Annotated in this window: 8 protein-coding genes and 1 pseudogene; 4 read left to right on the top strand and 5 right to left on the bottom strand. The window is 69.2% G+C overall.

Annotated elements, in window-relative coordinates; all coding sequences use genetic code 11:
• Positions 1-88: 88 nt before the first annotated feature.
• Positions 89-1,069 carry an AraC family transcriptional regulator gene (locus ACGFNI_RS26465; protein ID WP_393687147.1) on the bottom strand — a complete coding sequence of 327 codons (981 nt, stop codon included), beginning with the start codon at positions 1,067-1,069 and terminating at the stop codon, positions 89-91.
• Between the two features lie 524 nt (positions 1,070-1,593).
• On the opposite strand from ACGFNI_RS26465, the gene ACGFNI_RS26460 reads away from it, so the two are divergent.
• Together ACGFNI_RS26460 and ACGFNI_RS26455 are read left to right on the top strand one after the other, a co-directional pair.
• The gene (locus ACGFNI_RS26460) at positions 1,594-2,814 is read left to right on the top strand and encodes a styrene monooxygenase/indole monooxygenase family protein (RefSeq protein ID WP_393687146.1); all 1,221 of its coding nucleotides are present in this window, start codon (positions 1,594-1,596) and stop codon (positions 2,812-2,814) included.
• Between the two features lie 81 nt (positions 2,815-2,895).
• Positions 2,896-4,620 carry a styrene monooxygenase/indole monooxygenase family protein gene (locus tag ACGFNI_RS26455; RefSeq protein WP_393687145.1) on the top strand — a complete coding sequence of 575 codons (1,725 nt, stop codon included), beginning with the start codon at positions 2,896-2,898 and terminating at the stop codon, positions 4,618-4,620.
• A 52-nt stretch (positions 4,621-4,672) separates the two neighbouring features.
• Here ACGFNI_RS26455 and ACGFNI_RS26450 read toward each other — a convergent pair.
• The 3 genes and pseudogenes from ACGFNI_RS26450 to ACGFNI_RS26440 all read right to left on the bottom strand — a co-directional run bounded on the left by ACGFNI_RS26450 (position 4,673) and on the right by ACGFNI_RS26440 (position 8,384).
• Positions 4,673-5,883: pseudogene (locus ACGFNI_RS26450) on the bottom strand (4-hydroxybenzoate 3-monooxygenase).
• A 185-nt stretch (positions 5,884-6,068) separates the two neighbouring features.
• On the bottom strand, positions 6,069-6,791 hold the full coding sequence (locus ACGFNI_RS26445; protein WP_393687144.1) for a GntR family transcriptional regulator: 723 nt from the start codon (positions 6,789-6,791) through the stop codon (positions 6,069-6,071).
• Between the two features lie 201 nt (positions 6,792-6,992).
• A complete protein-coding gene (locus ACGFNI_RS26440; RefSeq protein WP_393687143.1) occupies positions 6,993-8,384 on the bottom strand; it encodes an aminopeptidase P family protein in 1,392 nt (463 codons plus the stop codon).
• 380 nt (positions 8,385-8,764) lie between these two features.
• On the opposite strand from ACGFNI_RS26440, the gene ACGFNI_RS26435 reads away from it, so the two are divergent.
• Positions 8,765-10,738 (top strand): collagenase, encoded by a 1,974-nt coding sequence (locus ACGFNI_RS26435; protein ID WP_393687142.1) that lies wholly within the window; start codon positions 8,765-8,767, stop codon positions 10,736-10,738.
• Between the two features lie 278 nt (positions 10,739-11,016).
• Entirely contained in the window at positions 11,017-11,703 is a 687-nt protein-coding gene (locus ACGFNI_RS26430; RefSeq protein WP_393687141.1) for a GntR family transcriptional regulator, read from the top strand.
• On the opposite strand, the gene ACGFNI_RS26425 is transcribed toward ACGFNI_RS26430, so the two are convergent.
• Complete coding sequence (locus ACGFNI_RS26425) at positions 11,687-12,313, bottom strand: SRPBCC family protein (protein WP_393687140.1); 627 nt, start codon at positions 12,311-12,313, stop codon at positions 11,687-11,689. The genes ACGFNI_RS26430 and ACGFNI_RS26425 overlap by 17 nt on opposite strands.
• Between the last annotated feature and the right edge of the window lie 12 nt (positions 12,314-12,325).

Here is a 12,325-nt window from a genome sequence, read left to right as displayed (position 1 = left end):
TCCCCCAAGCTCTCACCGTCGGCGCCGCCAACCCGAGCCTCCTCGCCTTCGGCCCGGCTGCGGACCGGTCGGACCACCGCATATCCCCTTATGACCGCAACGTCTCCGAAGGCGGCTCCCCGAACTGCCGGCGGTACGCGAGTGAGAAGCGGCCCGGGTGCAAGAAGCCCCAGCGGGATGCGACGGCGGTGACAGTCGTGGCACCCGGGTCGGAGGCCAGGAGTTCCTTGCGTACGCGGTCCAGGCGGACCTCGCGCAGGTACGCGAGCGGTGTCGTGTCGAGGTGCCGGCGGAAGCCTTCCTGGAGGGCCCGTACACCGACGCCGACGCATTCCGCGATCTCCGCGACCGTGAGCGGCTCGGCGGCGTGCCCCTCGATGACCTCCATGGCGCGGCGGACCGCGGGCGGCGCGATGCGCGGCTGCTCGCCGAGCAGCGCCGGCGTGTAGTTGTGGGGCTGGGCCATCAACAGCTGGGTCATGAGGAGTGATTCGAGCTGTTGTGTCACGACGGGCCGGCTTGTCATGCCGTCAGGCCCCTCCGCCTCCCGGCGCATGAGGTCGACGATGTTGAGCCAGGAACGGGATTGCGGGGCGGTGAGATTCATGCCGAGCGAGAAGGAGATCGGGCGGCGCACGGTGCGGCCGAGCAGACTGCCGAGGTGCGATTCCAGGGACGATCGGTCGAACCACACGATCAGCTGCGGATTGCCGCTGCCCCAGAGCATGTCCAACTTTCCGGCCGGAGAAGGGACGGAAGCGAGTTCGGGAGAGGAAATGATCTCCTCCCGGCCGCAGGTGATTTCGGCGTACCCCGCGAGCGGGATCTGGACGAGGAAGAAGCTCTCCAGGTCGCCCGGAGTGATCCGGACTTCCGTTCCGTAGTCGAGGTAATACAGCCCTGTCCGGTCGAAGGGCGCGCCGTGCAGCCGGGCGTCGAGCGTCGCCGAGCGCTGCGTGATGTGCAGTTCATGCGGACAGAAAGCCCGGCCGACCTCGGCCCGTGCCTCCCAAATGTCCGCTGTGTGGAACCGCTGGCGGTTTGCGAGAGGTGGCTCTTCAGCGGGCATGTGAACCTCCACCGCCGAGACGCGCGATCGGGACAGCGACCCGCGTGATCCGGATAGCGCAGATGATCTTGCCATACCAAGGTTGATTCCTGACCGCCGAGGACCCGAGAAGAATCCAGGGAATCAACGATGCAGGGAGTGCCGGGCCGGACCGCGCTCGTCACGGACGGAGCCGCGCCCAGCGGACAGCCCGTCGCATGCGCGCTGCGCGTGCCACGCGCGACCGGTGCGGCGAGGGCCGCCGAGGCCCTACCCCCGCACATCGCGTCCCCCTTGCCTCTGCTGCCCCGGCTCGCCGGGTCGGCCAGGCCCCTCCAGTCGGCCGGGTGACCCGGAATCCACCCCCCGGTCCTCCGGGTGACCCGGCTTCCCGCGGCTGCCCGCCGCCCCCTCCGGCGGGCAGCCGCATTCCGCACAACCGCCCCCACTCATTGACGCCGCCACGTCGCCGAGACGCCGTCCCCGCGCACGGCACTGCACGGCACCACCTGAAACCGCACAACTCGCCCCCGGAGGTCCCCCTCATGCGCAAGATCACCATCGTCGGAGCCGGCCAGGCCGGCCTCCAGCTCGGCATCGGCTTGATCGCCCACGGTTACGACGTCACCCTCGTGTCCAACCGCACCGGAGACCAGATCCGCCAGGGCCGGGTCATGTCCAGCCAGGCCATGTTCGGTACCGCGCTGGCCCACGAGCGCAACCTCGGCCTCGACTTCTGGGGCGACGCCTGCCCGCCGATTGCCGGGCTCGGCGTGAACATCGCCGACGGCCAGGGCGGCCGGGCGCTCTCCTTCGACGCCCGTCTCGAAGCCACCGCCCGCTCCGTCGACCAGCGCGTCAAAATGCCGCTCTGGATGGGTGAGTTCGCGCGCCGCGGCGGCCGTCTGGAACTCTGCGAGGCCGGCATCGCGGACCTGGAGCGCTACGCGGCCGAGTCCGACCTGGTGATCGTCGCGGCCGGCAAGGGCGAGATCGCCGGGCTGTTCGAGCGGGACGTCAGGCGTTCCCCGTACGACGCTCCGCAGCGCGCGCTGGCCCTGGCGTACGTCACCGGCATGGCGCCGCTGCCCGACCGCACCGGCGTCAGCTTCAACGTCATCCCTGGCATGGGCGAGTACTTCACCATGCCCAGCCTCACCACCAGCGGCCCCTGCGACATCATGTTCTTCGAGGGCATCCCGGGCGGCCCGCTCGACTGCTTCGACGGACTGGCCCCCGACCAGCAGTTGGCGAAGTTCCAGGAGTTGCTGCGGACGTACGTCCCGTGGGAGGCCGAGCGCTGCACCGATCTCGCACTCACCGACGGGAACGGCACCCTCGCCGGCCGCTTCGCGCCGACCGTCCGCAAGCCCGTCGCCACGCTGCCATCCGGCGCGCAGCTGCTCGGGCTCGCCGACGTCGTCGTCCTCAACGACCCGGTCACCGGCCAGGGGTCCAACAACGCCTCGAAATGCGCGGCCTCCTACCTCGCCACCATCCTGGACCACGGCGAGCACCCGTACGACGCCGCGTTCATGGAGCTGGCCTTCGGCCGCTTCTGGGACAACGCGCAGTCCGCCACGGCCTGGACCAACGCGATGCTCGGCGCCCCGCCGCAGCACGTCCTGGAACTCTTCGGCGCGGCGAGCGCCAACTCCCGTATCGCCGCCCGCTTCGTCAACGGATTCGACGACCCGCGCGACTTCTTCCACTGGTTCATGGACCCCGTCGCCGCGAAGAACTACCTGTCCGAGGTCCATTCCTGAGTGCACGTCAGGAAATGGATCCTCGCAACCTGACACCCCGTCGTCAGAGATAGATACGTCACGAGAGCAGGACAGCAGGACATGAGAAGGATCGCGGTGATCGGTGCCGGGCAGGCGGGTGCCCAACTCGCCCTGGGACTCCAGGCGCACGGCTATGACGTCACCCTGGTCACCGACCGCGGCCCCGACGAGATACGTAGCGGCCCGGTCATGTCCAGCCAGTGCATGTTCGATACCGCGCTGCAGAGCGAGCGCGAACTCGGCCTGCACCACTGGGAGGACCGGGCCCCGGGCATCTCCGGCATCGCGTTCTCTCTCATCGGTCCGCACGGCGCTCCGGACGTCTCCTGGCGTGCGCCGCTGGAGGGCCACGCCCGCTCCGTCGACCAGCGCGTCAAGTGTGCCGCCTGGCTGGAGCGGTTCGCGGACTGCGACCGCGGCGAGGTCGTGCTGCACGAGGCGGGTGTCAATGACCTGGAGTGGTACGCCCGTACGCACGATCTCGTCGTGGTCTCGACAGGCAAGGGCGAGCTGAGCCGGCTCTTCCCGCGCAACTCCGAACTCTCCCCGTACGACCGGCCGCGCCGTGCGCTGGCTCTGACGTACGTCACGGGAACGGCGCCACGGGAAGGGGAGGCCGCCGTCCACTACCGCCTGGTCCCCGGCGTCGGCGAATATTTCTCCTTCCCCGCCCTCACCACCACCGGACCCTGCGACATCATGGTCTTCGAAGGCGTACCCGGCGGCCCGATGGACTGCTGGGACGACATCCGCACGCCCGAAGGCCACCTCACCCGCTCGCTGGAAATCCTCCACCGGTTCTTCCCCGATGAATACGAGCGCTGCCGGCACGCCCGCCTCACCGACAGCGGCGGCGTGCTGCGCGGCAGGCTCACTCCGACCGTCCGGCACCCCGTCGCCCGCCTGGCCTCAGGTCGGCACGTCCTCGGCATGGCTGACGCCGTCGTCCTCAACGACCCGATCACCGGCCAGGGTTCGAACACCGCGGCCCAGGCCGCGGCCCACTACCTCGACAGCATCATCCGCCACGGGACCGCCGAATTCACCCCGCAGTGGATGCAGCGCACCTTCGACACCTTCTGGCGCGGCTGGGCGCAATGGGCCGTCGGCTGGACCAACTCCCTCCTGGCCGACCTGAGTCCGCACCACCGCGAACTCCTCACCGCTGCGGCCGAAATCCCCTCGGTCGCGGGCGCCATCGCCGCCGGGTTCGACGACCCGCGCACCCTCTACCGCTGGTGGTTCGAGGAGGCCGAGGCACACCGCTTCCTCGCCGAGAAGCGCACTCAGCACGCCGCCCGCTTCGACAGTCGCGAACTGCGCCGCGCGCTGGGCCAGTACGCCACCGGCGTGACCGTGGTGACGGCCAGCGCCCCCGACGGCCGCAACGTCGGCATGACCGCGAACTCCTTCACCTCCGTCTCCTTGGATCCGCCGCTCGTCCTGTGGTGCCCCGGCAAGAACAGCCCGAGCCTCCCGGACTTCACCGACGCCTCGCACTTCGCCGTCCACGTACTCGCCGCCGACCAGCACCATCTCTCCCGCCAGTTCGCCACCCCGGCCGACGACAAATTCCGCAGCACCCCCACCACCCCCGGCATCGCCGGCACCCCCCTCCTGGACGGCGCGGTCGCCCGCTTCCAATGCCGCACCGTCCAACGCCTCGACGCCGGCGACCACATCATCTTCCTCGGCGAGGTCGAACAGTACGAGGCCGACGGCGGCGCTCCGCTGGTGTTCCACTCGGGGTACTACCACGTGGCGACGAAGCACCCGGATCTGTGAACGAGCATGCGGAACTGCTCCGTTCGTCTGGCGGTCGAGAACCTCGCGGGGTTCAGCGCCCGAGCCGGTGTCCCCCGCCGGGAAGGGTGATCCCGGTGTAATTCGCCGCGAGTTCCGCAGCCGCGTGCCGTGAGGAGGCGATGCGGTCCAGTTGGGAGAGCTGGAGGCGGGTGTCGAAGGAGGACTGGTCCGGTGCGGTGTGGAGCATCGTGGTCATGAAGTACGAGAAGTGCTCAGCCCGCCATACGTGCCGCAGGCAGGTGTCGGAGTAGGCGTCGAGCAGTTCCGTGGAGCCCGAGCCGTAGAGATGGGCGAGGGCTTCGGCGAGTACCGTGACGTCGGATGCGGCAAGGTTGAGGCCCTTGGCCCCGGTGGGCGGGACGATGTGGGCGGCGTCGCCGGCCAGCAGGATCCGGCCGTGACGCATCGGCTCGGTGACCCAACTGCGCATGGGAGAACGGACTTGGCGGTGACGGGACCGCGGTGGAGCCGCCAAGAGGCGTCGGCTCCGATGCGGAAGTCGAGTTCGTCCCAGATCCGGCCCTCGTTCCAGGTGGCGGGGTCCTCCCCGTTGGGGACCTGGAGGTAGAGGCGGCTCACCGATGGGGAGCGCATGCTCGCCAGGGCGAACCCGCGCTCGGAGTGGGCATAGATCAGCTCGTCGTAGGCGGGTGGGGCATCGGCGAGGATGCCGAGCCAGGAGTAGGGGTACGTACGCTCGTGGACCTGGGTCGCTCCCGCGGGGACGGCGTTGCGGACCACGCCGTGGAAACCGTCGCAGCCGATGACGTAGTCGCAGGTGAGGGCGCGATCCTGCCCGTTGTGGGTGTAGTGGACGACACAGCTGTCCGAGTCCGCGCCCGTCACGGCGTGGACCGGCGCGTCGAAGTACAACGGTGCGCCGTCCTTGAGCTGAAGGGCGATGAGGTCCTTCACGACCTCGGTCTGGGCGTACACCCACACCCGGCGGCCGTCGGTCAGGGAGGGGAATGCGATGCGGTGGCGGCTTTTGCCGAAGCGGAGTTCGATGCCGTCGTGGGGCATGCCCTCCCGGTCGAGCCGGGTGGCCGCGCCCGCGCGGCGGAGGGTGTCGACCGTGCCCTGCTCAAGGATTCCGGCGCGCTGACGCTGTTCGACGTAGGCGCGATCACGGCTCTCCAGTACCACGCAGTCGATGCCGCTCCGATGGAGCAACCGTGCGAGCAGCAGCCCGGCGGGGCCGGCCCCGACGACGGCGACGCGGGTACGGGCGGGGTGGTTCATGGGGTCACTCCTCGGAGAGTGCGGCATCGCCACCAGGGTTCCCCACCCTCGTACAGTTGATGGCTTGTCAGATGGCCGTCGGCCACTATCGCCTGGGGTCGTCGGCATGGCGCCGCGCCGTGGGAGCCCGTCCTGCCTCGGCGTCTCGGCCTCCGAGTGCCTCAGCGCTTCAGCGTTTCAGCGCTTCAGGCGGACCGTTTCCCGGTACGCCGCGCCGCTCCCCTGGTTTCGGCCGATGAAGCGCTGCCACCGCCTGCCCACAGGGAGCGGACATGGCCCAGGTGCTTGGCCATGCACTTCTCGGCCATCTTCGCGTCACCCGCGAGCATCAGCTCAAGCAGCTCCAGGTGCTCCTCGGCCGAGGGGATCAGCTCACCTCGCGCGTCCAGGGCGGTGAGCCCGTACAGGCGGGAACGCTTGCGCAGGTCGCCGACGGTCTCGACGAGGCGGTCATTGCCGCAGAGCGCGAGGAGCGAGAGATGGAACTGCCGGTCGGCCTCCAGGTAGCCGATGAGGTCGTGGTCACGCGCCGCCCGCACGATCTCCTCGGCGACCGGGCGCAGCGACTCCAGCTCCTCCCGCCTGGCACTGCGGGTGACCCGGCCGACCATGGGGATCTCGATCAGCGCACGGACCTCGGCGTACTGATCGAGATCGCGCTCGCTGACCTCGGTGACCCTGAAGCCCTTGTTCCGGACGGGCTCGACCAGGCCCTCGCGGACCAGGTCGAGCATCGCCTCGCGTACCGGGGTGGCGGAGATGCCGAAGTCCTCGGCGAGTGTGGGCGCTGAATACACCACACCCGGACGCAGTTCGCCGGAGATCAGGGCGGCCCGCAGGGCGTTGCTCACCTGGTCGCGCAGCCGTTCCCGGCCGACGTTGAGGTCGCGGTGCTTCAGGTGCCCCATAGAGGTTCGTGATCCCTTCGGTCCGGCCTGGAACCACCACCGTACAATGTCACGTTGCTCCAGCGGGCGACAAGGGCGGGCCCGGCCTGCGATGCAGAACTCCCGTGCCGTCCGGCCCCGTTCGGGCGGACCCTTACTGGAGACGTTCAGGCCGCGCCCGGCGGCGTGCGCGAAGGCGCGATCAATCGCCGTCAACCGCCCTCAACAACCGAGGAGTTCTCCCATCCACTCCTCGACCGCGTCGGGGGTACGCGGCAGCGCACCCGACAGCATCCGTGCGCCATCCGCCGTGATGATCAGGTCGTCCTCGATACGCACGCCGATGCCGCGCAGCTCGGCGGGGAGTGTCTCGTCGTCGGGCTGGAGGTAGAGACCGGGCTCGACGGTGAGTACCTGCCCCTCTTCCAGCACCCCGTCGAGATACGCCGCCGCGCGCGCCTGGGCACAGTCATGGACGTCCAGGCCGAGCATGTGCCCGCTGCTGCAGAGGGTGTAGCGGCGATGGAGGTCGCCGTCGGCGCTTTTCAGTACGCCCCAGTCGGCGAGTCCTTCGGCGATCACCCGCATGCCCGCCTGGTGGAAGTCGCGGAAGCGGGCGCCGGGCTTCAGCGCGGCGATGCCCGCTTCCTGTGCGGCGAGGACGAGTTCGTACACGTCCCGCTGGACGGGCGAGAAGCGGCCGGAGAGCGGCAGCGTGCGGGTGATGTCCGCCGTGTAGAGCGTGTCGGTCTCCACCCCCGCGTCGAGCAGCAGCAAGTGGCTCGGGTCCAGGGGGCCGTCGTTGCGGATCCAGTGGAGCACGCATGCGTGGGCCCCGGAGGCGGCGATCGTCTCGTAGCCGGTGCCGTTGCCATCGGCGCGGGCACGCAGGTTGAAGATCCCCTCGATCCAGCGCTCGCCGCGCGGATGGGCGAGGGCCCTCGGCAGCGCCCGTACCACGTCCTCGAAGCCCGACGCGGTGTGGTCGACGGCCAATTGCAGCTGTGCGACCTCCCAGGCGTCCTTGATCATCCTCAACTCGCTGAGGGTGGAGGCGAGTTCAGGGTCGGTCGAGGCACAGCGCCCCGGCGGCACTGCGCGGTACGCGTCCAGATGTACGCACCGGATGCCGGTCATCCGCTCGGCCTCGGCGAGGTCGGGACGGCGCCCGACCCAGAACTCCCCGTAGCGGCGGTCCCGATAGAACTCGTCGCCGTCGTCGCGCGGTGAGCGGGGGCGCAGATACAGCACCGGCTCGTGCCCCTGCGGCCCGTCCGGCTCCAGGACCAGCACATGACCGGCCTGGTCCTCGCCGGTCAGTCCGGTCAGCCATGCGTAGGCGCTGTGCGGCCGGAAGCGGTAGTCGCAGTCGTTGGAGCGGACCTTCAGCTCGCCCGCGGGGATGATCAGCCGCTCGCCCGGGAAGCGGGCGGAGAGGCGCGCACGGCGGGCGGGGGTCAGCTCGGCGACCGGGTTTTGGGTGTTGCCTGGTGGCGGCGTCGCGGCCCAGTGGCCGGACAGGAACGCGGCGAGTTCCGCCGAGATCGGCAGGTCATGACTCGCCGTACGGATTCCGGACGTTGCGGTGTTTCTGGTGGCGTTGGAGTCGTCCATGTCAGCGGTCCCCTCGGGCACGGGTGGGTAACGACGTCACGTGACCTTGTCAGTGCAATTTCACATTACATGTCACTGGTCACCTTCTCGCGCGGACCGCCAAGCTCGCAACGGTCAACAACGGACTGGCAGTTGGCAACAGCCCGCAGAAGGGCGGCGCCCTCACCGTCCCGACCGACCATTCCCCTGTCCTGACGGGTCATCAGTTTCGTCTGCCGCCCGCAGCCCTCTTTCACTGCCATGTGAACTGTGAAATTGTACGGTCGCACTTTTCGCGAGCATGACAGCTCCGCGAGTGCGCAACTTCTGCGCCATCACGGTCCGTATCCCCCACCGCCGTGCGCCACGCACGGCTTCCGACCGGCCTGGAGGCCACAGCTATGCGTAGACCCCCCACCTGCAAGAGACTCGCCCGCCTGCTGATACCAACCGTGGCCGCCGCCTGCCTGGGGCTCACCACGCTCGCCCCCGCCAGCGGCGCGGCACCGGTCGGCGCCGAGGCACCCAAACCCGCACCGAGGTCGGGCCCCGGCCCGCAGCCCGCCTCCGCCACCGTGCTCGCCGACGATCTCGCACCCGGACACGCCGCCGCCCCCGCGCGGACGGGCACGCATGCCGCGAACTCCGCGCAACGTCCTCCGCTCCCCGCGGCCCAGAACGCCGCAGAGCGCAAGCGGGCCCGCTCCGCGGCGAAGTCCGCGGCGGACTGCAACGTCAGCGACTTCACATCGAAGAGCGGCGCTGCCCTGGTCGAGCAGATCAAGCAGTCGGAGACCTCCTGCATCAACACGCTGTTCAGCGTGGCCGGAGCGGACTCCAAGGCCCTGTTCCGCGAGGAACAGATGGTCACGGTGGCGAACGCACTCAAGGATGTCTCGGCCAACTACCCCGGTGACAACAGCACTTCCGCAGCCCAGGAGGTGCTGTACCTGCGCGCCGGCTACTACGTCCAGTACTACCAGCCGGAGAACGTCGGCGAATACGGTCCGACGCTGAAGAGCGCCATTGAGGGCGCTCTGGACAGCTTCTTCGGCTCGTCCCACGCCTTCGACGTCACCGAGGCCAACGGAGCGACCCTGTCCGAGGCGGTCATCCTGATCGACAGCTCCGAAGAGAACGTCCGCTACCTCGACGTGGTCAAGCGTCTGGAGAAGGACTACAACTCGTCGTACGACCCGTTCTACGGGATGCTCGCGGCGGTCAACGCCACCTACACCGTGCTGTTCCGCGGCCACCAGCTGCCGGAGTTCGCGGCAGCCGTGAAGGCCGACCCGAGCGTCCTCACCGGACTGCGGGACTTCGCCGTCGCCCACGATGATCTGCTCGGCACCGACAAGTCCTACCTGGCCAGCAACGCCGGCCTCGAACTCGGCCGCTTTCTGCAGCACGCCGACCTCAAGGACACCGTCAAGCCGCTGGTCAAGGAACTGCTCGGCCGCAGCGAGATCACCGGGCGCACCGCCTCGCTCTGGGTCAGCCTCGCCGAGATGACAGATGCGTACGACAAGGCGAACTGCGCCGATTACGGCACCTGTGACCTGCAGAACCGCGTGCGCGACGCCGTGCTGACGGTCAAGCACAGCTGCGGTCCGAGCGCGAAGATCCTGGCGCAGGAGCTGACCGCGGCCGAACTCTCGGCCACCTGCGACAGCGTCCTCAAGCAGGACACGGTCTTCCACGGCTTCGTCAAGGACAACGGCCCGGTCAAGGACGACAACAACACCAACATCGAGATCGTCGCCTTCAACTCCAGTACCGACTACCAGACTTACGCCGGCATCATCTTCGGCATCGACACCAACAACGGCGGCATGTACCTGGAGGGCGACCCGGCCGCTGCGGGCAACCAGCCGCGCTTCATCGCCTACGAGCAGCCTGACCAGGACGGCGCCTTCCAGATCTGGAACCTCAACCACGAGTACACCCACTACCTCGACGGCCGCTTCGACATGTACGGCGACTTCGCAGCCGGGCAGACCACACCGACCGTGATGTGGGTCGAGGGTTTCGCCGAGTACGTCTCCTACTCGTACCGCGGCGTCACCTACGACCGGGCGATCGAGGAGGCGGGCAAGGGCACTTACAAGCTCAGCCAGCTCTTCGCGACCACGTACGACAACGCCGACACCACCCGCGTCTACCAGTGGGGCTACCTGGGCGTCCGTTACCTGCTCCAGTCGCACCCCGATGACGTGACCGCCCTGCTCGGCCACTACCGCGCAGGCGAGTACGACGCCGCCTACAGCCTGCTGCACGACACCATCGGCACCAAGTACGACGCCGACTTCGCCGACTGGCTGAGCAAGTGCGCAGGCGGCGACTGCGGCCAACTGCCGGCCCGAAGCGGCCGGTGACCTGGGCCTCGGCCACCGGCAAGAACGGGACCAGGAGAGCCTGGTGTCCCTCGCATCGTCCGTGACGACCTGCGCAAGGACGCCGGCCGCACCGGGCAGGAACCCTCCGCCCGGTGCGGCCGGCACCCCGACGCACCCCGCGCTCTTGAGCGCAGCTGAGTGACAGCCCCTCCCCGAGAAACGGGGTGTACACCCCTTCCGTGGGATCGTGTCCCACGGGCCTGGATAGGGTTTTGCGGGGGGCGTCTCCGGACGGCGCAGCCAGCGAGGAGTGGGACATGGGAGAGGGACGCCGCGGCGCGCAGTCCGCTGCCCAGCGCGCTTATGTGGAGATCGCCGAGCGGATGGCCGCGGGCGACCTGGAGCCTGGCGCCTGGCTGCGGGAGGAGTCCTTGGCCGCGTCGATCGGGATCAGCAGGACCCCGGTGCGGGAGGCGTTGCGCAGGCTCGCCTCGGAAGGTCTGGTCCGTTTCGAGGCGAACCGCGGTGCCCAGGTGGTGGCGTGGAACCGCAGCAGGATCGCCGAGATCTACGGCCTTCGCGCGGCGGTCGAAGGGTACGTGGCCGCGGTGGCCGCACAGAAGATCAGCGACGAAGCTCTGGGGAAGCTTGAGGCCAACCTCGACGAGTACATCCGTGTCATCGCCGATGAGCGGCCGGACGCCAGGCAGTACGCGGCCGAGCTGAACAACGAGTTCCACGCCCTGGTACTGGCCTCGACCGCGAACGAGAGCCTCGTCTCCCTGCTCCATGGTGTGCTCGGGCTGCCGCTCGTGCGCCGTACCTTCCTGCGGTACTCCGAACGCGATCTTGCGCGCAGCGTCGAGCATCACCGTGAACTCATCGAGGCCCTGCGCCGCCGGGACGCACCCCTCGCGGAAATGATCATGAAGGTGCACATCCGGGCCGCCGAGCACTCCGTGCTGGAGGCGCAGGACCTCGACAGGGTCAACGACGACGGGTGAGCAGCCAGACGAGCAGAGCGCCCGCCGCGAACGCTCCGGCCACGGGCGCGCCACGCCGGACCACGGGCGGCACCAGGGCCAGCGCATTCAGCTCGGGCTCCGCCTGCGGGGCGGGGGGCCTGGTGTCGGCCGCACCGCTCGCGGACGGGGCCACAGCGTCCGGGGATGCGCCCACCACAGCCTCCAGGTTGGCGGCGAACTGACCGATCAGACGGGCGCCGACGTCCGCCATGGCGCTGCGGCCGAACTGGGCGATCTTGCCGGTGATCTGCAGTTCGGTGCCCACCACCACGCGTGTCTTGTCCGGGCCCTCACCGGCCAGCTGCACGGTGACCAGTGCCTTGGCGGAGCCTTTGCCGCTGCGCTCCTGACCGCCGGCGTCCAGCACCATGCGGCGAGCCGACGCGTCGAGTTCGGTGAAGGCCGCCGTTCCCGAGTAACTGACCTTGATGGGGCCGACCTTGACCGTGACCGCGCCTTCGTAGGTGCCGTCTCCCGCGGGAGTGACCGACGCACCCGGCAGGCACGGCGCCACGCGCGGCACATCCGTCAGCAGCGTCCAGGCGTCGTCCGGTGTCGTCGGCACGAGGAACTCGTGGGTGAACTCCATGTCTCATCTCCT

It is taken from the genome of Streptomyces sp. NPDC048644 (assembly GCF_043199105.1).
GTDB lineage: Bacteria > Actinomycetota > Actinomycetes > Streptomycetales > Streptomycetaceae > Streptomyces.
The sequence above is the reverse complement of the archived record's forward strand: the minus strand, read 5'-3'. Positions and strand labels throughout refer to the sequence as shown.